30 protein-coding genes and 1 tRNA gene are annotated in these 26309 nt (G+C 64.7%); 21 read left to right on the forward strand and 10 right to left on the reverse strand.

Annotation, left to right across the window (positions count from 1 at the left end; translation table 11 throughout):
* Positions 1-258 precede the first annotated feature (258 nt).
* The 6 genes from E2481_RS01125 to E2481_RS18865 are packed head-to-tail and all read left to right on the forward strand — an operon-like array spanning position 259 to position 5320.
* Positions 259-1542: an ABC transporter substrate-binding protein gene (locus tag E2481_RS01125; RefSeq protein ID WP_169302346.1), complete on the forward strand. Its 1284-nt coding sequence runs from the start codon at positions 259-261 to the stop codon at positions 1540-1542.
* Positions 1543-1591: 49 nt separating this feature from the next.
* Positions 1592-2419, forward strand: a complete 828-nt coding sequence (locus E2481_RS01130) for a branched-chain amino acid ABC transporter permease (RefSeq protein ID WP_370628369.1) — start codon at positions 1592-1594, stop codon at positions 2417-2419.
* Position 2420: 1 nt separating this feature from the next.
* Positions 2421-3569 (forward strand): branched-chain amino acid ABC transporter permease, encoded by a 1149-nt coding sequence (locus E2481_RS01135; protein ID WP_136715283.1) that lies wholly within the window; start codon positions 2421-2423, stop codon positions 3567-3569.
* On the forward strand, positions 3559-4347 hold the full coding sequence (locus E2481_RS01140) for an ABC transporter ATP-binding protein (protein ID WP_136715284.1): 789 nt from the start codon (positions 3559-3561) through the stop codon (positions 4345-4347). Before E2481_RS01135 ends, E2481_RS01140 begins: the two co-directional genes overlap by 11 nt.
* Complete coding sequence (locus tag E2481_RS01145; RefSeq protein ID WP_136715285.1) at positions 4347-5150, forward strand: ABC transporter ATP-binding protein; 804 nt, start codon at positions 4347-4349, stop codon at positions 5148-5150. The genes E2481_RS01140 and E2481_RS01145 overlap by 1 nt, the downstream gene beginning before the upstream one ends.
* Positions 5151-5194: 44 nt before the next feature.
* Positions 5195-5320, forward strand: coding sequence for a hypothetical protein (locus tag E2481_RS18865; RefSeq protein ID WP_256867877.1), 126 nt, complete (start codon positions 5195-5197; stop codon positions 5318-5320).
* 24 nt (positions 5321-5344) lie between these two features.
* Here the strand turns inward: E2481_RS18865 and guaB are convergent, their stop codons facing one another.
* Positions 5345-6826, reverse strand: a complete 1482-nt coding sequence (guaB, locus tag E2481_RS01150) for an IMP dehydrogenase (RefSeq protein WP_136715286.1) — start codon at positions 6824-6826, stop codon at positions 5345-5347.
* Between the two features lie 438 nt (positions 6827-7264).
* Here guaB and E2481_RS01155 point away from each other — a divergent pair, with 438 nt between their 5' ends.
* From E2481_RS01155 to dinB, 7 genes are all read left to right on the forward strand, one after another.
* On the forward strand, positions 7265-8167 hold the full coding sequence (locus tag E2481_RS01155; RefSeq protein WP_136715287.1) for a DUF5794 domain-containing protein: 903 nt from the start codon (positions 7265-7267) through the stop codon (positions 8165-8167).
* A 50-nt stretch (positions 8168-8217) separates the two neighbouring features.
* Positions 8218-8445, forward strand: a complete 228-nt coding sequence (locus E2481_RS01160; RefSeq protein WP_136715288.1) for a DUF5795 family protein — start codon at positions 8218-8220, stop codon at positions 8443-8445.
* Positions 8446-8490: 45 nt separating this feature from the next.
* A tRNA-Trp gene (locus E2481_RS18500) sits at positions 8491-8667 on the forward strand.
* Between the two features lie 234 nt (positions 8668-8901).
* Positions 8902-9060, forward strand: a complete 159-nt coding sequence (locus E2481_RS18505; RefSeq protein ID WP_169302347.1) for a hypothetical protein — start codon at positions 8902-8904, stop codon at positions 9058-9060.
* Positions 9061-9130: 70 nt separating this feature from the next.
* Complete coding sequence (locus tag E2481_RS01165) at positions 9131-9955, forward strand: hypothetical protein (protein WP_136715289.1); 825 nt, start codon at positions 9131-9133, stop codon at positions 9953-9955.
* A 352-nt stretch (positions 9956-10307) separates the two neighbouring features.
* Complete coding sequence (locus E2481_RS01170) at positions 10308-11960, forward strand: FAD-binding oxidoreductase (RefSeq protein ID WP_136715290.1); 1653 nt, start codon at positions 10308-10310, stop codon at positions 11958-11960.
* A gap of 26 nt (positions 11961-11986) precedes the next feature.
* Positions 11987-13246: a DNA polymerase IV gene (dinB, locus tag E2481_RS01175; protein WP_136715291.1), complete on the forward strand. Its 1260-nt coding sequence runs from the start codon at positions 11987-11989 to the stop codon at positions 13244-13246.
* Between the two features lie 7 nt (positions 13247-13253).
* On the opposite strand, the gene E2481_RS01180 is transcribed toward dinB, so the two are convergent.
* Complete coding sequence (locus E2481_RS01180; RefSeq protein WP_136715292.1) at positions 13254-13607, reverse strand: hypothetical protein; 354 nt, start codon at positions 13605-13607, stop codon at positions 13254-13256.
* Between the two features lie 153 nt (positions 13608-13760).
* On the opposite strand from E2481_RS01180, the gene E2481_RS01185 reads away from it, so the two are divergent.
* Positions 13761-15872 (forward strand): ATP-binding protein, encoded by a 2112-nt coding sequence (locus E2481_RS01185; protein ID WP_136715293.1) that lies wholly within the window; start codon positions 13761-13763, stop codon positions 15870-15872.
* Between the two features lie 9 nt (positions 15873-15881).
* A complete protein-coding gene (locus E2481_RS01190; protein WP_136715294.1) occupies positions 15882-16166 on the forward strand; it encodes a hypothetical protein in 285 nt (94 codons plus the stop codon).
* 18 nt (positions 16167-16184) lie between these two features.
* On the opposite strand, the gene tpiA is transcribed toward E2481_RS01190, so the two are convergent.
* A complete protein-coding gene (tpiA, locus tag E2481_RS01195) occupies positions 16185-16832 on the reverse strand; it encodes a triose-phosphate isomerase (protein ID WP_136715295.1) in 648 nt (215 codons plus the stop codon).
* 106 nt (positions 16833-16938) lie between these two features.
* On the opposite strand from tpiA, the gene E2481_RS01200 reads away from it, so the two are divergent.
* Entirely contained in the window at positions 16939-17508 is a 570-nt protein-coding gene (locus E2481_RS01200; RefSeq protein WP_136715296.1) for a response regulator, read from the forward strand.
* Between the two features lie 29 nt (positions 17509-17537).
* Here E2481_RS01200 and E2481_RS01205 read toward each other — a convergent pair whose 3' ends face one another.
* The 4 genes from E2481_RS01205 to hisC all read right to left on the reverse strand — a co-directional run bounded on the left by E2481_RS01205 (position 17538) and on the right by hisC (position 20357).
* Positions 17538-18101: a multiprotein bridging factor aMBF1 gene (locus E2481_RS01205; protein ID WP_136715297.1), complete on the reverse strand. Its 564-nt coding sequence runs from the start codon at positions 18099-18101 to the stop codon at positions 17538-17540.
* A gap of 68 nt (positions 18102-18169) precedes the next feature.
* Positions 18170-18778: a CDP-alcohol phosphatidyltransferase family protein gene (locus E2481_RS01210; RefSeq protein ID WP_136715298.1), complete on the reverse strand. Its 609-nt coding sequence runs from the start codon at positions 18776-18778 to the stop codon at positions 18170-18172.
* Complete coding sequence (locus E2481_RS01215) at positions 18775-19287, reverse strand: adenylate kinase family protein (protein ID WP_136715299.1); 513 nt, start codon at positions 19285-19287, stop codon at positions 18775-18777. The genes E2481_RS01210 and E2481_RS01215 overlap by 4 nt, the downstream gene beginning before the upstream one ends.
* Positions 19284-20357: a histidinol-phosphate transaminase gene (hisC, locus tag E2481_RS01220; RefSeq protein ID WP_136715300.1), complete on the reverse strand. Its 1074-nt coding sequence runs from the start codon at positions 20355-20357 to the stop codon at positions 19284-19286. The genes E2481_RS01215 and hisC overlap by 4 nt, the downstream gene beginning before the upstream one ends.
* Before the next feature lie 98 nt (positions 20358-20455).
* Between hisC and E2481_RS01225 the strand changes: the two genes are divergently transcribed.
* On the forward strand, positions 20456-20914 hold the full coding sequence (locus tag E2481_RS01225) for a transporter (protein ID WP_136715301.1): 459 nt from the start codon (positions 20456-20458) through the stop codon (positions 20912-20914).
* Between the two features lie 14 nt (positions 20915-20928).
* Here E2481_RS01225 and E2481_RS01230 read toward each other — a convergent pair whose 3' ends face one another.
* Both E2481_RS01230 and E2481_RS01235 read right to left on the reverse strand, forming a co-directional pair.
* Positions 20929-22584: a GMC family oxidoreductase gene (locus E2481_RS01230; RefSeq protein ID WP_136715302.1), complete on the reverse strand. Its 1656-nt coding sequence runs from the start codon at positions 22582-22584 to the stop codon at positions 20929-20931.
* A complete protein-coding gene (locus E2481_RS01235) occupies positions 22581-23129 on the reverse strand; it encodes a gluconate 2-dehydrogenase subunit 3 family protein (RefSeq protein WP_136715303.1) in 549 nt (182 codons plus the stop codon). Before E2481_RS01235 ends, E2481_RS01230 begins: the two co-directional genes overlap by 4 nt.
* Positions 23130-23338: 209 nt before the next feature.
* Between E2481_RS01235 and E2481_RS01240 the strand changes: the two genes are divergently transcribed.
* Positions 23339-23692 (forward strand): DsrE family protein, encoded by a 354-nt coding sequence (locus E2481_RS01240; RefSeq protein ID WP_136715304.1) that lies wholly within the window; start codon positions 23339-23341, stop codon positions 23690-23692.
* A gap of 38 nt (positions 23693-23730) precedes the next feature.
* Here E2481_RS01240 and E2481_RS01245 read toward each other — a convergent pair whose 3' ends face one another.
* Entirely contained in the window at positions 23731-24504 is a 774-nt protein-coding gene (locus E2481_RS01245) for a fumarylacetoacetate hydrolase family protein (protein ID WP_136715305.1), read from the reverse strand.
* Between the two features lie 63 nt (positions 24505-24567).
* Here E2481_RS01245 and E2481_RS01250 point away from each other — a divergent pair, with 63 nt between their 5' ends.
* From E2481_RS01250 to E2481_RS01260, 3 genes are all read left to right on the forward strand, one after another.
* Positions 24568-24798: a hypothetical protein gene (locus tag E2481_RS01250; RefSeq protein ID WP_136715306.1), complete on the forward strand. Its 231-nt coding sequence runs from the start codon at positions 24568-24570 to the stop codon at positions 24796-24798.
* A 66-nt stretch (positions 24799-24864) separates the two neighbouring features.
* Positions 24865-25593 carry a metal-dependent hydrolase gene (locus E2481_RS01255; RefSeq protein WP_136715307.1) on the forward strand — a complete coding sequence of 243 codons (729 nt, stop codon included), beginning with the start codon at positions 24865-24867 and terminating at the stop codon, positions 25591-25593.
* 119 nt (positions 25594-25712) lie between these two features.
* Entirely contained in the window at positions 25713-26111 is a 399-nt protein-coding gene (locus E2481_RS01260; RefSeq protein WP_136715308.1) for an OsmC family protein, read from the forward strand.
* The last annotated feature ends 198 nt before the right edge of the window (positions 26112-26309 follow it).

The following is a 26309-nucleotide window of genomic DNA, read 5'->3' on the forward strand; positions in this document are numbered from 1 at the left end:
CGATTGTAGCTACTCGACGGGACCGATGTCTTCTCGGAACTCTGATATCCGGGCCTGGCGAAGGGGTTGCGACGCGGATCGTCGGCCGGTTCTGTCCACCGACAAGCCCTGATACCTGCGGCGTTTCCGTCGTTCCAATATACCTTCGGGTCGTTTCAGTTCCTGTCTCTCAGTACACTTTTATATCAGCGGAAAATTCTATTTTTCCAAGGCATGGTTGCGGGACGTTCACACGATACTAACCGGGAGGACATTGACATGAATGATAACAGAACGATTCCGGTCGACCGCCGGTCGTTTCTGAAGGCGACCGGTGCGACGGCCGCCGCGACCGGGTTGGCGGGGTGTCGCGGGTCGAGCGATAGCGGGGGGTTCAAGGTGGGCGTGCTGGCCCCTCTGAGCGGCGAGACGAGTGACATCGGCCAATCGATGGCCAACGGGGCGAAACTCGCCGTCGAGGAGATCAACGGTGAGGGGGGCATCGATGGGTCCGACGTCGAGGTGAGCGTCAAGGACACGGAGGGCGACCCCTCGACAGCCAAACAGAAGTACCAGCAGGACCTCGCGCTCGACGAGGACGTGGACGTGACGACCGGCGTGTTCACGAGCGAGGTGTTGATGTCGCTGATGGACGCCATCGCGGAAAACGAGACAGTCCATCTCACGACGGGGGCCGCGACGCCGGAAGCGAGTCAGCTGGTCAGCGATAGCTACGACAAGTACAAGTACCATTTCCGTACAGGACCGTTGAACGCGGTCCAGCTCGGTCAGAACGTCGCGACGTTCGCGTTGAACGTGTTTCCCGACATCGACTGGAACCGGGTCTATCTGGTGATGGAAAACTTCGACTGGACCCGACCGGTCCAGGACGTCATCGAGCCGAAGCTCCGGGACAGCAGCGATATCGAGGTCGTCGGTGCCGACCGGTTTTCGCCCCAGCAGACCGACTACGGAACGCTGTACGATCGGGTGGAGAACGCTGACGCCGATGCCGCGCTGGTCGCGATGGGGAACACCGGCGGCCAGGCCGTCACCTCGTGGTCGCGCGGCCAACGACCGTTCGGGTTCGGAGGCATCCACATCCCCGGCCAACTCCCGTCGTTCTACGGGGACACCATGGGGGCACCGGCGTACAGCATCACGCAGAACGTGGCGACCCCGACCAGTGAACTGACCGACAAGACACAGGACTTCATCGGCGCGTACGAGGACAAGTTCGACAGTCTCCCCATCTACACCGGGTACATCACGTACGACGCGCTCTGGCAGTACGCGACCGTCGCCGGCGATCTCGACGGGGACCCCGGTAACGCCGACGACGTCATCACGGGATTAGAGGAGAGCTCCTACACTGGTGCCATCGGGACTATCGAGTACCACGGAGAAGGACAGCGGTTCGCACACGACGTGATCTACTCGCAGGACAAGGTGAACCCGGTGTTCCAGCAGTGGCAACCCGACGGAAACGGCGGCGGGACGCAGGAAGTGATCTATCCCGAAGACTTCGCTACGGCAGACTACATGAAACCGAACTGGATCTAACAGAGATATTGACATGGTAGATATACTTCCAATCGTTATCAGTTCGATAGTGAAGGGGTCGCTGTACGCGCTCGTCGCCGTGGGTTTCACGCTGATCTTCGGCGTCGGCGGCGTGTTGAACCTGGCCCACGGTGCGACGATAACCATCGGGGCCTACGCTGCGTACCTCATCGGAGAGGGGTACGCGCTCGGTGCACCCGGTGCCATCGCGGGAGCGATCATCGTTCCGGGGCTGTTCGGAGCGTTGATGTACATCGTGTTGATCCGCCGGGTGCAGGACGATCCGGTCATCGTGATGATCATGACGCTCATCGCGTCGATCGGGGTGGAATCGCTGATTGGACAGATCGGGCCGAGCGGCCAGCAACCGCAGATCCTCGTCTCCGGGAACACCCCCGAAGTCCTCGGCGTCAGCGTCCAGTACCACGAGTTGCTGATCGTCTTCGTCTCGCTCGCGCTCATCGGCGCGCTGTTCCTGTACGTGAACAGGACCGACACGGGGCGGGCAATCCTGGCGACCAGTCAGGACCGCAAAGGCGCGTTCCTCGTCGGGATCGATAGCTCGCGGATCAACCTCTGGATGTGGGTCCTGGCGAGCGTGCTGGCCGGTATCGCCGGGTTGTTCCTCATTCCGAGCGAAGGGCTTTCGGCGGACATGGGGCTGTGGCCGCTGATCTTCTCGTTCGCCATCGTCATCCTCGGTGGCCTGGGATCGATTCGGGGCAGCGTCGTCGGCGCGTACGTCATCGGGACGGTCGAAGTCATGACGACCTCGCTGGTCGATCCGAAACTGACGGGCCTGACGCCGCTGCTCCTGTTGCTGGTCGTGTTGTTCGTCCGTCCGTCGGGGCTGTTCGGACAGGAGGTGCAAGTCTGAGATGAGTAATTCGGACCTCTCGGAACGGCTCGACGTCGAAGGCGGAACGTTCCGACAGTGGCTGAACCCGCTGAACAAACCGTTGCGACACAAGATCGGGCTGTTGGTGCTCCTGTTGCTGGCAGTGTTGCCGGTGGCGTTGACGAGTTCGGAGGCGTTGATCTTCGCCTCCGCGTTCTTCTTCGCGATGTTCGCGATGAGTTGGGATCTCGTCTCGGGCTACACCGGTCAGATCAGTTTCGGACACACCGTCTTCTTCACGGTCGGCGGGTACTCCGCGGCGCTGTTGAACATGGAGATGGGACTGAGCCCGCTCATGACGATTCCGGCGGGCGTCCTCGTGGCCGCACTCGCCGGGTTGGTGATCGGCGTCCCGACGCTGCGATTGCGCGGCCCGTACCTGTCGCTGGTGACGCTGATCGCACCGCTGATCCTGTTCGGCGTCTTCCGGTACTTCCCGATATTCGGCGGCGAATCCGGTCTCTCAGGGGAGATTGACAACCTGTTCGGGCTGGGGTTCAACGACGTGATCCCGGTGTACTACCTCGCCTTCGGGCTGTTCGTCGTCGTGTTGACGGTTCTGCTGGCGGTGACCCGGTCCGACGCCGGTCGGATATTTACCGCGATTCGGGAGAGCGAGGACGCGGTCAACTCCGCCGGCCTCAACCCCGCGAAGTTCAAGATCTTCGCGTTCGTCCTCAGCGCGGCCATCGGTGGGCTCGCCGGGGCCGCGTTCGTCCACACGCCCAGCGCGTCGCCGACGCCGAACACCCTGCTGGCACTGGCGATCAACATCGAGATCATCATCGCCGTCTTCATCGGCGGGGCCGGAACCATCGTCGGCGCGGCCGCCGGCGGGTTGTTCTTCGGCCTGACGCGGAGCTTCCTCGAAGGATCCGAACTCGTCATTCCCGTGGCGAACGTGGCCATCGCCGAGGTGTATCTCATCCTCCTGTCGGTCATCGCCTTAGTCATCATCTACGCGCTACCGGGGGGCCTCCTGCGTGGCAGTATCGTCGGGGGACGACGGGTCCTCAACCGGAACAGCGACGAGGACGTAGCGACCGACGGCGGCGAGATGGTGAACCCGGTCGCACAGATACTGAACAACTACCGCGATTTCCTCGGAGGTGACGACGATGAGCGCTGACCAGGACGCACCACCAGAGTGGAGCGACGAACTCGGACCGAACGACGGCATCCTCGTGATGTCGGAACTCACCAAACAGTTCGGCGGTATCACGGCCGTCGACGAACTCTCCTTTGCCGTCCAGGAGGAGGAGATCCTGGGCTTCATCGGGCCGAACGGGGCCGGAAAGTCCACGACGTTCAACTGTATCAGCGGCATCTATCCGCCGACTGACGGGAACATCTGGTACAAGGGCGAGAACGTGACCGATCTCCCGCCGTACAAGATGGTCAAACGCGGGATGGCCCGGACCTTCCAGTCGTTCCGTCCGCTGGAGGACCGGACGGTGCTGCAAAACATCGCCCTGCCGCTCGTGCCGGACAAACTGTTCTCGCTGGCCGGCCTGCGCGGTGAGACGATCAAGAAGGCCGAAGGCGTCTGTGAACTCGTGGGGCTCGACGACCGGATGGACATGACGCCCGACGAACTCCCCCACGCCGGGATGCTCAGGCTGGAACTCGGTCGGGCGCTGGCGACGAACCCCGACCTGCTCCTGCTGGACGAGCCCTTCGCCGGGCTCTCGGACCCGGAGGTCGAGAGCATCTCCGACCTCCTCAAGCAGTTGCGATCCGAGGCCGGCGTCACGCTCGTGGTCGTCGACCACAACATGCGCGGACTCTTCCCGCTCATCGACCGCGCGGTCGTCATTCGCTTCGGCGAGTTGCTCGCCGAGGGGACGCCAGAGGAGATCAGATCCGATCCCATGGTCAAGGAAGCGTACCTCGGGGGTGGGAACTGATGAGCGGCAGCGAGACCCTCCTCGCGATCGACGACCTGGAAGTCACCTACGGGAAGGTGTCGGCGCTGCGCGGGGTATCCTTCGACGTCGATCAGGGCGATTTCGTCGCGATCATCGGGCCGAACGGCGCGGGGAAATCGACGCTGTCGGACGCCATCGCCGGCTTCGTCGACTACGACGGCTCGATCGAGTACCTCGACGAGGAAGTCCGCGATCGGATGGTCGCCTCGTCGGTCGACATCATGCGCCAGCAAAACCGAACGATCGGCGAGCGGATCGGAACGCTCACCGACCGCTACCTCACGAAGGGCGCACGGACCATGGTCCGCGACGGGCTGATCTACTGTACGGAGAAGCGCAACCTGTTCGGCGAGATGTCCGTCCAGAAGAACCTCCAGCTGGGGACCTACCAGCGGAAGGGGAACGTCTCACAGCGGATGGATTTCGTCTACGACCTGTTCCCGGTCCTCCAGGAGCGGCGCGACCAACTCGCACAGACGCTGAGTGGCGGCGAGCAGCAGCAACTCGCTATCGGTCGCGCGCTGATGAGCAACCCGCGGATGCTGTTGCTCGACGAACCGACGCTCGGACTCTCACCGCGAGTCCGGGAAGACATCGCCAACGCGCTCACGCAGATCCAGCAGGACGGCGTGACGGTCGTGCTCTGTGAGCAGAACGTGACCTTCGCGATGGACCTGGCGGATCAGGTGTACCTGATGGAGAACGGCCTGTTCGCCCGACAGGGGAACCCCGAGACGCTACGGGGCGACGAGTACATCCAGAGCGTCTACCTGGGCGAGTAACTCCCGGGAAAGCTATTTTGGGCTGTTCGTCCCATCACTCACTGATGTCTGGTCTCGAACGGTACGACTGTGACAACTGTGAGAAAGCTTTCAAAGCACACTCGGCGAGCAACGCCGCGGCGAACGCCTACTGCAGTCCGAACTGTGAGTCCGAGGGCAAAGGGTTCTGATCGACCGGCACCACCGCGGTCGGGTTATTCGTCGGGGCTGTAGTTCGGTGCTTCGTCGGTGATGACCACGTCGTGGGGGTGGCTCTCCTGTTGCCCGGCCGATGAGACGCGGACGAACTCCGCGCGCTCTTTGACCGCCGGGATGGTCTCGGCGCCGACGTAGCCCATGCCGCTTTTCATGCCGCCGACGAGCTGGTGGAGTTCGCTCGCGACAGTTCCCTTGTAAGGCGTCGCGGCCTCGACGCCTTCGGGGATGACCTCCTCTTCCTCGTCGGCGTCTTTCAGGTAGCGGTCGCCGCCGCCGGATTTCATCGCGCCGACGCTCCCCATGCCGCGGTACTGCTTGTACTTCTTGCCGTTCATCGTGATGACTCGGCCCGGGGCCTCGTCGGTCCCGGCGAAGTAGGAGCCGAGCATGACGGCGTCCGCACCGGCCGCAATGGCCTTGATCGCGTCGCCGGAGTAGCTGATGCCACCGTCGGCGATGACCGGGATGTCGTGTTGGTGGGCCACGTCGGCCACCTGTGAAACGGCGGTGATCTGGGGCATCCCCGCGCCGGAGACGACGCGAGTGGTACAGATACTGCCCGGACCGATGCCGACCTTGAGGCCGTCCGCGAAGTCCACGAGGTCTCGGGCCGCTTCCCGAGTGCCGATGTTTCCGACGACGACGTCGGCCTCGACGAGCTCTTTGATCTCGCGAGCGCTGTCGACGACGTTGCGGTTGTGCGCGTGCGCACAGTCGATGAAGAGGACGTCCGCGCCGGCCTCGTCGGCGGCTTCCGCGCGGTCGGTCTCGAAGGGGCCGACGGCGACGCCCGCTCGCAGGGCACCGGTGTCGTCGCGGGCGGCGGTGTCGTACTCGCGACGCTGGAGGATGCCCTGCATCGTCACGAGGCCGACCAGTCGCTCTTCCTCGTCGACGATGGGGACGCGTTCGATCTTGTGGTCGTACATCAGTTCGAGGGCTTCGCGGGCGGTCACGTCCTCCGGAGCGGTGATGACTTCGTCGGTCATCGCCTCTCGGACCTCGTCGCGCTCGCCGACCTCCAGGTACGGCCGGATGTCGGTCCCGGAGATGATGCCCAGCACTTCGTCGTCCTCGTCGACGACGGGGGCACCGCTGACACCCGCACGGTCCATCATCTCGTCGACGTCGCGGACCGTCTGGTCGGGCTTCGCGGTGACCACGTCGCGGATGATGAGTTCGTCGGCGCGCTTGATGCGCTCGATCTCGGTCGCCATCTCGTCGATGTCCATGTTACGATGGAGCACGCCGAGGCCGCCCTGTCGGGCCATGGCGATGGCCATGTCGCTTTCCGTGACCGTGTCCATCGCCGCACTGAGAACGGGCGTGTTCAGCGTGACGTTCCGCGATACCTGTGTACTGGTGTCTGCCTCGTCGGGTTCGATGTGGCTCTCCTTCGGACGGAGGAGAACGTCGTCGAAGGTCAATGCCTCTTCGACCCGGAGCTTCTCGGAGAAGAACTCGTCGTCTTTCGCCATGTAAACCGTGGCAGGCGGGGCGACAAAAGGGTTGCGAGACGGAGCAGTTTCGAGAGCGCGTCACATCCCACTGGACGTATCGGTTCGGATTCAGTTATACCGCGATAAATCGACGATTGTGTTTGTTTACGACCCTTCTGACACGCTTTTCAACCAGTTCTGCCGAAGTCTTCTGGACAAACCTCAGGGTGTGTGTACAATACCCACACAACGCTTATGACCGTTACAATATTTGTTACGACTATGGACTCCGCCAGTCGAACGAGTGTGTGCGTTGCGAGTCAGCTGTCAGCCAGCGGCGACAGCGGGACAAATTTCTTCGCACACACACACAAACAGGCGGAGGATGCGCCCGGTTTCGGTCGCGGTTTTCGGGACCGACGCAGGTATCACGGCGCATATCACCCACCGGCCACGGGAGACGGCCATCGACGCTGAATGAGTCAGTCTCAGCATCCGGTCGCACTCCGCATCGAGCGGCGCGTCGGCGGTGCGACCAGACTCCTCGGCACGGTGATGTGTCTCCCGCTGCTGGACGGCATCTTTCCGGCACTGGTACTGGCCGGTGCGCTGTCCAGCCCGCTGGGCATTCTGGAAGTCGGACTGCTCATCTTCAGCGGGAGCGCGACGGTCGCCGTCATCCTCGCGGAGATGGACGGGACCGTCCGTGAGCAATCGAAAGCAGTACTGCTCGTCGGGGTCGTGCTGGTCTCCGGTGCAGTCCTCGAAGCAGCCCTGGCACCGACCATTCGAGAGCTGGTGAACTTGGCCGTCTTCGAGCGATTCGCCGGCCTGGTAATTCTGGCCGTCGCGGCCAAGACTGCCAGCGCCCGCATCGGCGAGTTGCTGCCGCGCCCGGCGATCATCATCGCCTTCGGGTTCCTCGCCAGCGTCGACCCGTCCGGCGCGAGCCTGGTGGTCCAGGCAGACCCAGACCTGATGCTCAGGGCCGCTGCGGCGGCGCTCGTGGCCGTCGCCTTCGCCCTCCACCTGGCAGTGTTCGGCCCGTGGCTCCGCGAGGTGGTCGACATCGACCGCTTCCGCTTTGGCAGCGCCGTCGCACTGGGCGTGTTGCCGCTCTCGCTGTTCGGCCTCGTGCCCGGGAACGCACCCATCGCGCTGGCCGTGCTGGGCATCTCGTTCCTGTTCGCGTTCGATCCCGAGGGAACCGCGCTCGGCGACGCCATCGAGTGGGGCGCAGGCGGGCGAAGCGAGGACGACCCCGAGCCAGTCGCCAACGGCGGGCAGTCCCCGAACGGCGACGAGGGCGACGACGAGTACACGCCCGGGCCCGCCAGTGCCGACACCGTTTCGGAGGAAGACAGGGCACCGTGGCTGTGAGTCGGTCCCGCGAGGGGAAGTCTTAGGGTGGTGACCGCGCGAAATGAGATATGGCCGATAATCGCGTCGTGCAGGGGCGGATGGTCACACCAGGGAAACTGGCCGAACTGATCGAGGGCGACTCCGTGATGGACGCGGAGGCCATCGAGGACGCGGACCGGGAGTGCCCGGAATGTGAGGGTGACGTGCTGGAAGTCGGATACATGCCGTCAGTCACGGAGTTCGTGACCGGGTGGAAGTGCCAGGACTGCGACTGGGCCGAGACCGATCGGGACTGACCGAATCGAAACCCCTTTAGGCAGATTGGTCATACGCCGTAGTGCGGGGTCGTGGCCAAGTCCGGCATGGCGACTGACTCCAGAGGCACCGCGCCCGGGACGAGACTCCAGACTGATATACTGAGCGTCCGACTGATCATCGGTCGCGCTGATGACCCTCTGGAGTTCCGAGGCGCAACCGGAGATATCAGTCGATCGGGGGTTCAAATCCCTCCGACCCCACTTCATCTGTCGCTCGCAATTCGCGAGCGACTGCTGTGTGGTGAGGGGGATTTGAACGAGGCCAGACGCGCACAGCGAAGCGAGCACGTCTGGACGTAGTTCACAATCCCTCCGACCCCACTTTCTGTGCGAACTTCACCGGCGAGGACCTCGTGTGCTCGTCAGCAGTGAGGGTGGAAAACGCGGAGCTCCAGACCAGGAGGAGTTACTGCAGTGGCTGCCGTAGCTAGCTCCATGAGCGACTCGACGCTTCAGTGCCGGTTGTGCGGCGCCGAACTCAGCCAGGGACTGCTCGCGACGAACAGCCGGAACTGCTGTCTGAACGCGACACCCATCGCGGGAACTTGTCCGGAACACGGTCCCGTCGGACCGCATCACGCCGTCGAGAAGTAGTCGAGTATCGACTCGAATGGGACGCGGAGAGACCGTACGTTATTGACCGACGGCGACGTAACACCGGACAATGGGGGAAGTCTACGGGTATTCGAAGCGATCTATCGGTCGAGACCTGGCGCTCATTGGGAGCGTCGGCGTCGCCCTGATACTGTTTCACTTCCTGCTGTCCCCGGTTACGCGTGCACGGCTGGCGTTCGATCACGGCAGCCTCGACGTCGTTTCGCTGTATTCGAGTGCATTCGTCCACTTCGACGCGTCCCACCTCCTCGGAAACGTCTCGGGGTACGTCGCCACGACGGTCGTGGCCTACGGACTCTGTCTGAAGGCCGACCGGCGGCGCTGGTTCCACCTCACGTTCGCGGGGTTCCTGCTCGGCCTGCCAGCGCTGGTGAGTCTCACGAGTTACGCGGTTCTAGGCTGGCTCTACCCGGCGATCACGCCGATAACTCGGGGCTTTTCCGGTGTCGGTGCGGGGTTTACCGCATTCGTATTGCTGGCCTTGCTGATCAGTTTGCGAACGAAGCACGGACTGATGACCGCGCTGTACGTCGGGGTCGCCGTCTGGTTGTGGCTGCTACTGGAAGTGTTTCTCATCTACGGTGGCGAGTCCCTGCCCGTTGCGGTCGCCATCACCGTGACGGGGTGGGGCTTTAGCGGCTGGGGATTGATCGATGAACACAGCGGCTCCGAGCCAATCGATGGCTTGGCTCGTGAGAGCGAGTCGGTACTCACTGTCCTGCTCGTCGTGTTGTTGTTGACGCTGTTCGTCTACATCCTCTTCCCCTCGGAGCCGGTCTCCGACGGAACGGTAACGAACGTGTTCGCTCACGCCGCTGGCTTCGGGTACGGACTCCTGGGGGCCGGGACGACCTACTATCTGACAGCGTCCTGATCCCGTTCCCGACCGTCGCTCCCGGAGCTGTGAAGTCCGGTTCGGCCGATCGACCGAAAGAGTTTTGTGTGGTAGACACTAACACACAATCAGAGCCCCGTACGTTGGGGTTCTCGGCGGGAACGACCGTCGCCAATCCCCCGGGAATTGGCATAGCCGAATAAACATGCGGCACTCCCGGTTCAGGCTGGCCAGCCATCCGACGCGTTCGGCCGGGACGCCGGCGGGTTCACTCGCCGGCAGACGGTTTTTATCGTGATACCACTGCTGAGTCCTGACTACCGGCGTGGCGGACGACCGCTTCGTGTTCACGGCCAAGGGTTTTGGTACTCCGATACGACCGGTGGGACGAATGACTGCCGACGAACTGAGTTTCTGGGGCTGGGGGTACTCCGAAAAGTTCCCCGACGAGGCTGAACGCCGGGAACTGGCGTCCCGAATGGAAGGGATGCTCGGGTTCCCGGAGCGGCCCATGCTCTCGCCCCCAGCGCTATCGGACGTGTCGATCCCCGAATCCTCACTGTCAGTGCCGGCCCACCTCGACGACGTGGTTTCGACGGCGACCGAGGACCGCATCAGACACACCTATGGAAAGGGGTATCGGGATATCGTCCGGGGGTTCCACGGCGACTTCGATTCGGCCCCGGACGCCGTCGCCGAACCCGACTGCGAGGACGACATCGAGGACGTTCTCGCGTGGGCGTCCGAGGAACGAATCGCCGTCGTCCCATACGGGGGCGGGACGAGCGTCGTCGGTGGCATCGAGTGCGACCCGGACGGTGATGGGGACGGCTTCGCCGGTGTGGTGTCGCTCGACGTGCGCGAACTCGACGCGGTTCTGGAAGTCGACGATCACTCCCGGAGTGCGAGGATACAGGCGGGCACCCTGGGGCCGGAGATCAACGAGCAGTTGGCCGAGTACGATCTGCAGTTGCGACACTACCCCCAGTCCTACGAGTTCTCGACGCTCGGCGGCTGGATCGCGACCCGGGCCGGCGGTCACTTCGCCACGGTCTATACCCACATCGACGAGTTCGTCGAGAACGTCCGGATGGTAACCCCCTCGGGGCCGATGGAGACACGACGACTACCCGCCTCCGGTGCCGGACCGGACCCGAACCGGCTGGTCTGTGGTTCGGAGGGGACGCTCGGCGTCATCACGGAGGCCTGGATGCAGGTCCAGCCACGGCCGTCCTACCGTGCCCGGGCGACCGTCCACTTCGACGAGTTCGAGGCCGCGGTGGACGCAACGCGTGCCATCGTGCAGGCGCGGCTCTACCCCGCGAACTGCCGACTGCTCGACCGCAACGAGGCGATGTTGAACGAGGTGGCGATGGACGGCAGTCACGTGCTGGTCCTGGGGTTCGAGTCCGTCGATCACCCGGTAGACCCCGACCTCGAACGCGCCCTGGATCTCTCTCGAGACCACGGCGGGAGCGTCTCCGGCGATCCTTCCTTCGAGGGACCACACCGGGACAGTGAAGCCGATGCTGGTGGCGACGACCGCGACGACGAGGAAGGCGACTGGCGCTCGGCCTTCTTCGAGGCACCCTACACGTTCAACGCACTGGTGAGCCTGGGCGTCATCGTCGATACGTTCGAGACGGCCGTCACGTGGGACCAGTTCCCGCGACTCCACGAGGAGATCACCACGCAGGTGATGGACACGATGAACGAGGAGTGTGGCACGGGCTTTCTCTCCTGTCGGTTCACCCACGTCTATCCCGACGGACCGGCTCCCTACTACACGCTGCTGGCACCCGCCGACGTAGGGAACGAACTCGAACAGTGGCGCGAGATCAAGGCGACGGCATCGGATGTGATCGAGGAGTACGGCGGGACGATCACGCACCACCACGCGGTCGGGCGGGTCCACCGCGACTGGTACGAGGAGGAGACGCCCGGAGAGTTCCGGGAGGCGCTGCGAGCGGCGAAGGAATCGATGGATCCCGAGGGAATCATGAACCCCGGGGCATTGCTCCCGGCCGAGCAACACCAATCTTGAGGTAGGGGGGATTCGAAGCGGCCGGCATGGACGAGCGGTTGCCGGGGACGGAGTCGACCGGTCGCGAGCGGACGATCTGCCACGTCGACATGGACTGTTTCTACGCGGCCTGTGAGCGGCTCAAGGAGCCGGCCCTGGAGGGCGAACCACTCGTCGTCGGAATGGGCTTCGAGGCCGGTGAGAGCCACGGCGCGGTCGCGACCGCGAGCTACGAGGCCCGCGAGTACGGCGTCGAGAGCGCCATGGCCATCTCGGAAGCGCTGGAACTGTCGCCCCGCCACGACGCGGCGGCCGACGACCCGGATATCGACCCCGAGGACGCCGGCTACTACCGCCCGGTCGACATGGAGTTCTACGAGTCGGTGGCCGCCGACGTCAGGGAGATCCTCCACGACACGGCCGACACGGTGCGGGAGGTCAGCATCGACGAGGCGTATCTGGACGTGACCGACGCCGTCGCGTGGGACGACGTCGAGTCGTTCGCGTCGGACCTCAAAAGCCGGATCAGCGAGGAGGTGGGCGTCGACGCGAGCGTCGGCGTCGCGCCGGCGATGAGCGCGGCCAAGATCGCGAGCGACCACGACAAGCCGGACGGCCTCGTCGTCGTCGAACCCGGCGAGGTCCGGTCGTTCCTGGCACCGCTCGACGTCGCGGAGGTCCACAATGTCGGCCCGGTGACCGCCCGCGAACTCCGGTCGATGGGCATCGAGACGGCCGGGGACCTCGCCGAGGCGGACCCCGACCGCGTGACGGAGACGTTCGGCGAGCGGGGCCGGGAGATCTGGCGGTACGCCCGCGGCGAGGACGACCGCGACGTCGAACCGGTCGGGAAACCCAAGAGCCTCTCCCGGGAATCGGCGTTCACCGAGGCCACAGACGACCGCAAGCGCAAACGCGACCGCGTCCGCGCGCTGGCCGGCGATGTCGCGGACCGCGCCGAACGGAAGGGTGCGCTCTACCAGACCATCGGTATCAAGGTCGTCACGCCGCCGTTCGACGTGCACACCCGCGCCGATTCGCTCCCGGGGCCGATCGAGGACGCCGATCTCGTCGAGGAGATCGCGCTCGACCTGCTGGCGGAGTTCGACGACGACGAGGTGCGGAAGGTCGGCGTCCGCGTCTCGAACCTGGACTTCGCCGACAGCGATCAGGCGAGCCTCGACGGGTTCGAGGACGCGAACACGCGCGAGAACCAGTCATTGACCGACTTCACCGACCGGCGGCGGAGCGAACGCGATCCCGACGACGGGACGGCAGGCCAGACCTCGCTCGCCGACTTCGAGTGATCGAGGGTCAGTCGAGGCCGTTCTCCAGGTTCTCCAGCAGTTTGCCGATAAACAGTCCGAGACGGGGCGAGAGTGCGCCCTCCCCGTCGGTCGTCGTCTCGGCCGGATGGGCGCGGAGCGTCTCGACGAACGATTCCCCGTGGGTCATCGCTCGCATCATGTCCACCACGTCGACGGTGAGCCCCTGGTCGCTGGTGTCCAGGTCGTCGTAGTTCTGGCGCTCCCAGTCGGTGTACTCGATGGTCCAGGCATGGCCACCGACGGTGTCGATAACCCGATCCAGATCGCCGATTTCGAGTTTCCCTTCGGCGGTCTCGATGTACACGGTCCCGTCCTCGACGGTGGTCTCGTAGCGTTCCATGCTCTCTGGAGGCTCCGACCGCTCCGCGGTCCTGACAGGACTTGTGGGCGCGCACCTAAAGCAGTTCGGCCGATATCGGGACGGAGAAGCCCGGTGTCTGACGGCTGGCTGACTGACGATTATGTGGGAGGACGTACTGGCCTAGCCTGACCGATGGGAGACGACCAGCAGACGATCACGGTCGCGGAGTTGAGTGACGGCCCGCCGCTGGGCGAGCAACCGGACCAGTCCATCGATCTCCCCGTCGTCGAGATACTGACCGGGCGCGGCTTCGTCACCGGCAAGAGCGGCTCGGGGAAATCGAACTCGGCCAGCGTCGTCGCCGAGAAACTGCTCGACAGCGGCTTCGGCATCCTCATCGTCGACATCGACGGCGAGTACTACGGGCTCAAAGAGGAGTACGAGATCCTCCACGTCGGCGGCGACGACGAGTGTGACATCCAGGTCACCGTCGAGCACGCCGGCAAGATCGCCTCGCTCGCGCTCGAACAGAACGTCCCCATCATCCTCGACGTCTCGTCGTTCTTAGACGAGGACGAGGCCGAAGAGTTGCTGACCGAAGTGTCGAAACAGCTGTTCGCCAAGGAGAAAAAGCTCAAACAACCGTTCCTGATGCTCGTTGAGGAGTGCCACGAGTGGATCCCCGAAAAGGGGTCCGTCGGCGAGGTCGGGAAGATGCTCATCAAGATCGGCAAGCGGGGCCGGAAACACGGCCTCGGCATCGTCGGCATCAGCCAGCGGCCGGCCGACGTCAAGAAGGACTTCATCACCCAGTGTGACTGGCTTGTCTGGCATCGGCTGACCTGGAACAACGACACGAAGGTCGTCAGTCGCATCCTCGATTCGGCGTACTCCGACGCCGTCGAGGACCTGAACGACGGGGAGGCGTTCATGATGACCGACTGGTCCGAGTCGGTCCGCCGGGTCCAGTTCCACCGCAAGAAGACCTTCGACGCCGGCGCGACGCCCGGCCTCGAAGACGTGGACCGCCCGGACCTGAAGTCAGTCAACTCCGATCTCGTCTCGGAACTCCAGGAGATCAGCGAGGAGAAACAGCAGACCGAGGACCGCATCGCCGAACTCCGGGAGGAACTGGACAAGAAAAACTCACGGATCGCCGAACTGGAGACGGAACTCCAGGACGCCCGGGACATGAGCCGGATGGCGGACCAGTTCGTCGACGCCCTCGTCGACACCGTTCAGGGCCCCAATCCGGGGCGGACCGAACGCGAGCGAATGCGCCAGGAACGGCAGTTCCAGAGCGGCCCCGCAGCCAAAACCGATCCGCAACCACACCAGCAAGCCGAACTCCCTGACCAGTCGACGACTGACCCGTCTGACGCGGCCGATGCGAGTTCCGATGACGGAACGGCGGATCCGGGAGAGGCAGTCGCTGATGGTGACGCGGCGGACTCGGTAACGAAGACCGAAACGGCGGAGAAGACTGAGGACGAAACGGAAGCGACACCGACCGAATCCGACGATGCAGACGCGGACGACTCGGAGCCAAATGACGCGGAAGCCGACGAATCGGCAACCGACGACACCAGCGCGAGCGATACCGAGACTGATGAATCGGTAGCCGACGAAACCGAGGCTGACGACCCGGCGACCGACGACACCACATCAGAAACGGGAGACTCGGCGGCCGACCAAACAGACGACGAGTCCGCGGGAGAGATCATCGAGACTGACGAACCGGCCCAATCCGCCGAGTCCGACGAGGGATCAGCCACGCCCGACATCGACGGGGCGATCGTCAACGGGACGCTGACCTCGGCCGCGGACGACGCCACGGTGACGACGAACGGGGACGCACCCGAGGGATCGACCGATACGGACGTGGCGGCTTCGATGGCGCAACTCGGCGAGGACGACGGCCAGATTCTCGAGGACGACTCGGAGGCGACGACCGTCGTCACGAATTCGACGACGGTTCCGGAGGCCGCGAGTGACCTCGTCGACCATCTGCGATCGACCATCGAGTCGATGCCACAGAAGACCCGGCGGATGCTCCGATATTACCGGAAGGAAGGGCCAGCCAAACCGCTGGACGCGCACTTCGCCGGCGGCGGCGACGGTGACCGGACGAACGCCTACGCACACAATCGAACGCTTCGGACGCACGGCTTCATCGAACACGTCGGTCGCGGCCACTACGACTACTGCCTTCGGGACCTGATCGATGAGGAGTACCCCGGCCGGGCCGACGAGGACGACCTCGACGCGCTCGTCGAGGCCACCGAGGAACCACTGCGGGAGTGACAGCGAACCATGACCGAACACAAAAGACCGGACGACCAATCGGATCGTTCCTACGAGGACGAACTCGACGACGTGACTGAAACAGTCGGTGAACCGACCCCATCGGTGGCCGAGGGTGCCAGCGGAAACGATCGGCGGGAAATACGTTACGTGAACGACGTCGTCGGCGTCAAAGGAACGTCCGACGAGCCGGTTCTGGACCGCATCGAGTACGTGCAGTACGTCACGAGCGACCAGCGTCGCCGTCGCAAAGCGGCGACGAACGTCCGGTATCGGGCCGCGCTGTCCCGGTGACGGGACGAGTCTCCCTTCTCAGGCGATCGGTTCCACGAGGTCTTCGAGCGCCGCCCGAGGGTCGTCTGCCTTCGCGACGCCGCTCGCCAGGAGGACGCCCTCCGCTCCGAGGTCGCGAGCCGAGTCGAGGTCCTCACCCGTCGAGATACCCGCGCCACAGAGAACGTCGACGGACTCGTCGACGGCGTCGGCGGCTTCGACTGCGTCCCGGACGATGTCGGGGTCGGCCTTGCTGACCGGTGTGCCGGTGCCGATGAGTTCCGGGGGTTCGACGGCGACGGCGTCGGGACCCAGCGCCGCAGCGGCGCCGATCTGAGCGGGGTTGTTCGCACAGACGATGGTCTCCAGCTCGACGCGGTCGGCCGCGTCGAGGGCGGCGTCGATGTCCGCGAGTTTCAGCCGGTTCTCGGAGTGGTTGAGCATGGTGCCGACGGCACCGGCCTCGGCGGCCGCTTCGGCCAGCGTCGACCCGGTGTGGCTGCCGTGTTCGACGGGACTGACGTGTTGGGCCCAGGTCTCGACGCCGGTGTCGGCGACGGCCGAGAGCTGGGCGGCCTGTGGCGCGATCGCGACGCGAACGCCGGTCGCTTCACTCACGTCGTGGGCGGCTTCTGCGACTGCGACTGGATCACAGGGGTACGCTTTGAGGTTGACGAGAACGAACATACGAAAAAGGCGACGGGCATCCCAATATAGGTTGCGAGACCGCTTCCTGTGGTCGACTCGGCCGTCCCATTTATTACCGGTCGTGTGAAACTATACGACGATTGGCGTGTCTCAGAGGTCCCCTGCACGACCGACCGTACTCATAGCGGATGACGAGCGTCCCCTCGCAGACCTCTATACGGATTATCTGGCCGAGGACTACGAGGTGTTGACGGCCTACGGTGGCGAGGAGGCGCTCGAATATCTCGACGAAGCCGCGGCGCGAATCGACGTGGCACTGCTGGACAGACGGATGCCGGACGTGTCCGGCGACAAAGTGCTGGCACGGATCAACGACAGCGACGAGGACTGCCGGGTCGCGATGGTCACTGCGGTCAATCCGGGCTTCGACCTCATCGACATGGGGTGTGACGAGTACCTCATCAAACCGGTTTCCCGCGACGACCTGCTCGACGTCGTCGAGCGACTGCTCAAACTCTCCGAATACAGCGACAAACACCAGCAGCTCACGTCGAAGCGGCTCACGCGGAACGTTCTCGAGGTCGAAAAGAGCGGCGCGGAACTGGCCGAAAGCGAGCGCTTCGCGCGGCTCGAATCCGAAATCGAACAACTCGAAACGCGACTCGACGACATTACCGAGGACCTCGAATTCGAGGACCTGCAGCGTCACATCTGAGCCGTCCCCGCGGAACGGACCCGACGTTTTCAGGAGTCCTTTCGCTGAACCTTGTCGCCGAGCGTCATCGTACCGTCGGCGGTGTCACTGCTCCAGTCCGTCTCCTCGCCGCTACCGCCGCCTTCCGTGAGGTCGATGTCGAGTTCGCGCTCGATCTTCGTCTGGACCGAGTCGGTCGGGAGGGTGTCGCCCTGTTCGAGTTTCTGGATGAGGCTGGCCTTCTCGTTGAGTTGGCTGGCCAGTTCCGACTGGCTGAGGCCGGCCGCCTCGCGGGCCGTCCGGATGCGCTCGTCGAAGTCCTGGGCGACTTCGTCGAGTTCGTCGAACATGTCGCGGCCACCACCACCCGAACTCCCGGCGGACCCGCTGGACCGAGAACTCGTTCCCGAACTAGACGACGCGCCACTCGACGACGACCCGCCCGAACTGGAGGAACTGCCCGTCGAGTACTTCGTGGACGTACTCGACGTCTCCTGGGTCCGGACCTCGGTGCCGAAATCGGCACAGTCGTCACACACGTCGAGTTCTGCGCCTTCGACCTTCACCGTGTTCGGCGAGGACGTCTCGGCCCCGCACATCTCACACTGGACCATGTCAAGACCTTCACCACGCCCGCGTATAAATCGTACGCCAACAAACACACCGACCGTCCCGTTCCCTGTCAGGAAAGCGCGCGAAACGCGCCGACGAACCGCTGCAGCGCAGTGAAGTGACCCACCACCGCGAAGAGGACGAGCAGCCACCCGACGAGCGTCAATCCGGAGAGCGACGCCGGGTACACGGCCGCCGCGAGACCGACGAATCCCATGAGCGCCAGGCGGTCGGCACGCCCCAGGAGTCCGCCGTACACCCGGTCCAGCCCGACGGCCTGGGACTGGGTCCCGAGATAGGAGGTCATCAGGACGCCAGTCACCGCCGCCAGCCCGAGCGGGTAGCGGCCGAGACCGGCGGCCATGCCGACGAGCATCACGATGTCGGCGTACCGATCGAGCACGTGGTCGAGCAGGTCGCCGGCCTTCGAGTCGGTGCCGAGGCGGCGCGCCAGCGCCCCGTCGAGCAGGTCGAGCCAGCCGTTGAGAAAGACCAGCAGTGCGGCCGCGAGATACCACATCCGGTCCGTCGGCCCGAGGTAGAACGCACCGCCGGCCCCGGCGGCCAATCCGAACGCCAGCACGCTCACGGCGTCGGGCGTCAGTCCGAGTCGGGCCGAGGCGTTCACGAACGGGTTCAACAACCGATCGGCCAGCGGTCTGAATCTATCGAGCGTCATAGGTAATCGATGAAACTCACCTCGCCCGCACTCGGCTCTCGCTCCCCCGCGAGGACGCCCTCGATCTCACCGGCGACGTCCTCGGGCGAGCGCTCTGTCGCGTCGATCTCGTACACCGAATCGAGCCCGTGTTCCTCGACGGCCTCCGAGAGGACCACGTCGAGCGCCTCGCTTTCGGCGTTCTCCTGGGCTTTCGACTCGGGTTCGCCCCGCTCGGTGAGTCGTCGTTCGAGTTCCTCGGGGCGACACCGGAGGACGACGACCTTGTCGACGGGGAGGTTGTGGGCCAGGTGGGAGTCGACGAGCACGTCGTCCCGGTCGTCGAGCCACGACTCGACGGCGTCCATGTCGGCGATGAGCGTGTCTCGTTCGGCGTCCTCGCCCAGGCTGAACTCCTCGGACTCGGACTTGATGACCTCGTTCAAGTGGATTACGTCCAGGTCGGTCTCGACGAGGTCCGTCGCTGTCGTCTTGCCCGTCCCCGGCGTGCCCGTGACCGCGACTCTCACGCCTCGATCACCTCGTTGAGGACGCTGACCGCTCGCTCCATCTGGCTCTGCGTCCCGCAGGTGATGCGGATGCACTCCGGGAGGCCGAAACTCGAACAGTCCCGGACGATGACGCCCTCGCGCTGTGCGGCGTCGGTGACCGCGGCCCCGTCGCCAACGTCGGCGAGGACGAAGTTGCCGGCGCTCTCCCAGGTTGGCGCGTCGAGGTTCTCGTAGAGGTACTCGCGGGCATCCCGGACCATCGCGCGCGTCTGTTCGAGGTGGTCCTCGTCGTCCAGCGCGGCGAGGCCGGCCCGACACGTGAGTTCGCCGGTGTCGAAGGGCGTGTGGACCCGGGAGTAGGCGTCGGCCCAGTCCTCGGGCACGAGTCCATACCCCAGTCGCATCCCGGCCAATCCGTACGCCTTCGAGAAGGTCCGCAGGACCGCCACGTCGTCGCGCTCGCGGACGAGTGAGACAGCGCTCGCCCGGTCGGAGAACTCGCCGTAGGCCTCGTCGACGAGCACGAGCGTCTCCTCGTCGGTCTCCTCGGCGAGCGTTTCGACCTCGCCGATGGGGATCTCCGAGCCAGTCGGGTTGTGTGGACTGGTGACAACGACGATGCGCTCGCCGTCGTAGGCGTCGAGGACGTTCTGAGCGGTCTGACGGAAATCGTCGTCCTCGTCGAGGTAGTACTCGGAGACGCCGCCGTGGTGGTAGCGGGCGCTCATCGAGTAGTAGGCGAAGCCGGGTCGCGGGACGAGGATGCGCTCGTCGGGCCGGAGGACGGCGCGACAGAGGCAGTCGAGGACGCCGTCGCCGCCGTTGGCCAGCCAGACCTGCTCGGGGGCGAGGTCCCAGTCGTCCGCGAGTCGCTCGATGAGATCGGTGTGTGAGCTCTTCGGGTAGATGTGGACTTTGTCGGCGTACTCGCGGATGACGGCGGTCGCCGCGGGACTCGGTCCGAGGACGTTCTCGTTCGAGGAGAGTTTCACGAGATCGTCGGGATCGAGTCCGAGTTCGCGGGCGACCTCTTCGATGCCCCGACCGGCCCGATAGACGCTGTGGGCGGAGAGGTCCCGTGGTTCCATAGATGGGCAAAGCGGACCGCGGTTCTTAAGCGTGCTTATGCTGACGGTTCCCCGTCGTAACTCACCAGATTCAAGGTCCGGAGAGACAAGCGTCATCTATGGCAATCGACGTGACAATCGGGTTTGTGATCCACATGTTGTTCGCCGCCATCTGGACCGGGGCGATCATCTTCATGACCTACGGGGTCATTCCGGTCGCGCGAGCGGGCAACATCGACATCGACCCGTTCGCCGACATCACGAGTCGTCTGCTGACTCTCTCGCGGCTCTCCGCGCTGGTACTGTTCCTCACGGGTGGCCACATCGCCGCGCAACTCTACACCGTCGAGACGCTGACCGGATCGACGCGGGGTCACCTCGTCCTGGGCATGCTCGCCCTCTGGTTCGTCATGGCCGGACTCGTCGAGGTCGGGACCAAGAAGATCAGCGCCGGTCTGCGCGAACGGAAGGTCCGAACGCCCGCCGAAAAGGGCCGCCCGTTCTTCCTCGGTGCCTCGGTCGTGGCGCTCGGCCTGCTCCTGATCGCCGGCCTGCTGATCGGTCTCCCATACGCCTGATCCCCGGACTCCTTTTACAGTCGCTCGTCGACGTGATCAGCACACTTCAGCGCCAGCGCTGCGATGGTCAGCGTCGGGTTCACCGCACCGCTCGTGACGAACACGCTACTCGATGCAATCGAGAGGTTCCGAACGTCGTGGGTCCGCAGGTTCGGGTTCACGACGCTCTCCGTGGGGTCCGTCCCCATCCGTGTGGTCCCCATGTGATGATAGGCCGGCCCGGTCCGGTCCGGACCGATGACGCTCACGTCGGTCGCACCGAGTTCTTCCAATACTGACCGCTGGATCTCGTTGGCTCGCTCGATGGTCCGACGCGTCCGGGCGTCGATCGACCACTGGATGTCCGGGACTGGGTTTCCGTGGTCGTCGGTCCTCGATCGATCGAGCGTGATTCGGTTTTCCTTCCTGGGTAACTGCCCGACGAGGCCGCCCATCGCGACGTGGGTCCCGTACGAGTCCCGGAGTTGGGCGAGCAGTTCGTCACCCCAGTCGTCGCTGTGGAGGGCCATCTCGACGGGTGACGGCCCGGCGTAGTTCAGGAACTCCAGTTTGATCGGTCCGAGGTCGGCGTCGCTGGCGGGTACGCCGCCGTCGGTTCCGCTCGTCGACTGGCCGGGGTCGTCGTAGAACTGGTGGCTCTCGCTGGTGAGGAAGCCGACGTGGTTCTGGCGCGTCTCCCGGTCGAGCACGCCGCCGGCACCGGCGAAGAGGTGTTCCATGAAGTACCGACCCACCGCGCCGCTGCTGTTTGCCAGCCCGTCCGGGTGTGCAGATGATTCGGAGAGCAGGAGGAGCCGCGGTATCTCGACGCCCCCGCAGGCCAGCACGACCTCGCGGGCTTCCTGGCGGTGTTCGACGCCGTCGGGCGTCGCGTAGACCGCGGCCTCGACGCGTTCGCCGGACTCGTCGGTCACGAGCCGCTGGACGGGGGCACGATCGATGACGCGCGCGCCTTCGGCTTCGGCCTTCTCGACGTGGACGTCCGCGCTGTACTTCGCGCCGGAGGGACAGACCGGTTTACAGGTCCCGTAGCCGACGCAGGCCGACCGGTCGTCGTAGCCCTCGGAGTTGCGGGCGTTGGGCACCGTGTGCATCGTCACGCCCAGGCGTTCGCAGGCCTCGGCGAACAGCGAATCGCTGTAGGAGGGCTCGAAGGCGGGCAGTGGGTACGGCTCCTCGCGCGGCGGGGCGAAGGGATTGTCCGACGCACCGGCGACCCCCATCTCGGTTTCGGCCGACCCGTAGTACGGACGGAGGTCCTCGTAGTCGATGGGCCAGTCGGCGGCGACGCCGTCCTGGGTCCGCCGGTCGAAGTCCGACCGGTGGTGGCGCATCACCATCCCCTGCCAGTGGAGCGTCGATCCGCCGACGCCCTTGACGCGAGCGTGATTGAGCGGGTAGTACCACTCTCCACTGGACGTGTACCGGTCCCGCTCCCCGCCCATGTCCCAGACCGTCAACTCGTCGTGTGCCGGGCGGATGGCCCGTTCCATGCGCTCCTCGCGGTTCTCGAACTCGAATCGCGGTCCGGCTTCGAGCACGACCACGTCTCGACCGCGCTCGGCCAGGCGGTGTGCGACGAGTGCGCCCGCAGGGCCAGCACCGACGACGCAGACGTCCGCCCGGTCGCTCGGGGTTCGGTCGGCGTCAGATGCGTCCTCGGCGGTCATTCTGGCGGCCCCTGCCGGTAACTCGTTGGGCCCCCAGGGTGGCCCTGCGGGTTCTCGATGCCGACCAGTTCACCGCCGGTCGGGGAGGCGTACAGCGCATACAGCAGTTCGTTGACGAGGTAGTACCGGACGCGCTGGGTGATCGTCCCCTCCGGCGAAGGGTCAGCCGTTCGTACGCCCAACTGGTCGAGCAGTACCGATCGGTCGCTCGCGTCCAGTCCGGCAAACCGTTCGGCGTCGAAATGCACCGCCGTATAACTGTCCAGATCTGCGACCGCGTCGCGGACGCCCGATCGGTAGGCCGCCCGCTCCGCCATTCGCGTTCCCGCATAGCCCACGACGAACTCCCGGACGTTCGATATCGCCGAGGGATACACGAGGTCCGCCACCGCGACGAGCGTCTCCATCACTTCTTCGCCAGAGGGCAGCGACGTTGACTGCTCCTCGAAGGAGATCGGATTCCGCCGGAGTGCCGACGCGGTCCCGCCGACGACGATCCCCGCACCCGAGAGGGCTGCGAGCGCATCGCGGCGAGTCAGTTCCATCTGTCAGTGGATTAGGGTAGCCTAAACTTATGGCTTGTCATACGATGTTTCGCCGTCCGGACCCTGGTCCGTGTGAGCGCCGCGTGGCTCATTGGGGATTCGGCAGTTCAATCGTCGATACCCGACCGATGAACAGGCGAGAACCCTGTCGGTCCAAACTGTTCGCGAGGACCCACAGATTATTGTCGTTTCCCGAATACGTCCCACGTATGAACGGAGGGATCGTCGTCCACATCACGAGCGGGGAAGTGAGCGACTGGCAGATGGCGTTGCGAAACCTGGTGAACCTGGTGGGGGACGAATCGGTGTCGACGCCGCCCGAGCGAATGCAGGTCGTGGTCAACGGCCCCGCCGTTCGATTCCTCCTGGCGTCCTCGCCCGAGGCATCGAAGATCGCCCAGATGGTCAAAGCCGACGTCGATATAAACGTCTGTTCGAACTCGCTGGCGCGGTTCGGCTACGAGATAGAGGACATGACGGAGGGAGTGACACCCGTCCCCTCGGGCGTCGCCGAAGTGCTCCGCGCCCAGAAAGCCGGAAAGAACTATCTGAAGTTACCGTAACGCGACATCGGGGTCGGTCCCCCAATGTGGACCGCTGGTCAGGGGATGTGGACGGTGTGTCGGAGCGTGCCGATGCCTTCGATCTCGATTTCTACCTCGTCGCCGTCGGAGAGCGGGCCGACGCCGGCGGGCGTGCCGGTCGAGATGACGTCGCCGGGTTCGAGCGTCATGTACTCGGTGATCTCCTCGACGAGTTCCGGGATCGAGAAGATGAACTGGTCGATAGAGGACTGCTGTTTGATCTCGCCGTTGACGCGGCTCTCGATCGTGGCGTCGTCTTTGAGGTGTTCCGACGTGGCCACGAGCGGGCCGATGGGCGCCGCATTGTCGAAGGCTTTCCCTCGGACCCAGTTCTGTTCTCGCTGCTGGTCGTCGCGGTTCGAGAGGTCGTTGACGCAGGTGTAGCCTGCGATGACGTCGTCGGCGTTGGCCGCCTTGACGTTGCGCGCCTGCTCGCCGATGACGACGCCGAGTTCGGCCTCGAAGTCGATCCGTTCTTTCCCCGCTGGGAGGGTCACGCGCTTGCCGTGGCTCGTCACGGTGTTGGGCGGTTTGAGGAACAGGAGCGGGCGATCGGGAACGTCTTTGTCCTGTTCGTCGGCGTGGTCGGCGTAGTTGAGGCCGACACAGACGATCTTGGTCGGCTCACACGGCGGGAGGATCTCGACCTCGTCGGGCGTGAACGTCTCGTCACCGAAGGAGATGCGTCCGTACGGGCCAGCCGCCGCTGTGACGAGTTCCTCACCGTCCTCGACGGTCCAGCGGCCACCCCGAACGTTCCCAGCCGAGTCCCGAAAACGAACGCGCTTCATGTCCTGCGAATCACAGTCGCGACTGATAAGCGTTTACAAGCACCCACGTATTACCGTCCAGATATGCGACCAATCGGAATACTGCGGACGCTCCTCGTCGTGCTCCTCGTCGTGAGTGCGTGTCTGGCGGCGACTGGCGTCGCGAGTGCCGCTGCCGAGTCCGGGGACGACGGGAGCAACAACTCCAGCAGTTACGAGACGGTGACGACCGACGCGACCACCAGCGGCTTCACGCTCGGGGCGGGACTGCTGGCCGTCCTCGTCGGCGGGGTCTACCAGCTCACGCGGCGGTAGCAGACAGCGGTCGTCGCTGCCTCTGCCTCCAGTATTAAGTGGCTGACAGTCGAACTGCCTCACGTCATGGAACTCACTTGGTACGGTCATTCGACGTGGTACGTCACCGTCGGGGAGACGGACCTGCTCATCGACCCGTTCTTCGACAATCCGAAGACGGAGACGGATCCTGGCGAGTTGGATCCGGACGTGGTCCTGATCACGCACGGGCACGACGACCACGTGGCCGACGTGGGCGAATTTACCGACGCGACTCTCGGCGGTGCGCCCGAAGTTGTGGGCCACCTCGCCGACCAGCACGGCTTCGCCGAAGACGACGTCGTCGGGTTCAACATCGGTGGCACCGTCGAGTTCGGCGACGCGTTCGTGACGATGCATCGGGCGGACCACACCAACGGGCTCGAATCCGGCTTCAACGCACCCAGTGCAGGGATGCCCGCGGGCTATATCATCGGCGACACCAAGCCTACACAGGTCGCCGACGCGGACGCGACGACGTTCTATCACGCCGGCGACACCGGCCTGATGACCGAGATGCGCGACGTCATCGGTCCGTTCCTCGAACCCGACGCCGCCGCCGTCCCGGTCGGCGACCACTTCACGATGGGGCCGATGCAGGCCGCGGTCGCCGTCGACTGGCTCGACGTCGACCACGCGTTCCCGATGCACTACGACACCTTCCCGCCCATCGAAATCGACACCGACGACTTCGAGCGCGAAGTCGAAGCCACGGGCAGTGACGCCGAGACACACGTCCTGGCCGGCGACGAGACCGTCGACCTGAGCGAACTGTAGCCGCCGCGCGCTCGCTGCGCACGCGGGCCAGTCGCTCGCGGCTCGGATCGTCCGAGATAGCCAGCCGTTTTTTCCGCTTACCAATCCCTTAGCCCCGTCCGGGTCTTGTTTGAGATGGTATGCCAGACATCGAGACGACCACGACCAACGACGACGGGTTCGCGGCGGGCAACCACCTCGGCGAGTACGAGATCGACATCGACGCACAGGATAAGACGGGGCCGAACCCCAATCAGGTTCTCGTTGCCGACTACGCCTCGTGTTTCACCTTCGCGTTCCGCGCCGGCGCGATGCGAGGAGACTACGACGACCTGGGTCGGATACAGACCGAAGCCGAGGCGAACCTCGACGACGAGGACGATCTGTCCGATATCGCCTTCACCATGCTCGTCGAGGCAGACCTCTCCGAGGCGGACGTCGACGACCTCCTCGCGAAAGCCGAGGACATCTGCCACGTCCACGCCGCGCTCCGCGAGGGACTGCACGCCGACGTCACCGTCGAAGCCGACGCGTTCTGACGACCGTCGACATCACGGGGAACCCGAATCGGCGTTTAATATAAACCCCCGTTCATAGCCGGCGGAACTATCACTGTGGATAGCCGACTACGTGTAGGTGCAGCCTTGGTCGGGGGGTGGGCCTGGACCGAGGGCGACGCCGCGTTCGGCTTCGAAGGGGCACAGCCCCGGCGGACGACGACAGACCATGGGTGGGGA

Source organism: Halorientalis salina, assembly GCF_005049285.1.
GTDB classification, from domain to species: domain Archaea; phylum Halobacteriota; class Halobacteria; order Halobacteriales; family Haloarculaceae; genus Halorientalis; species Halorientalis salina.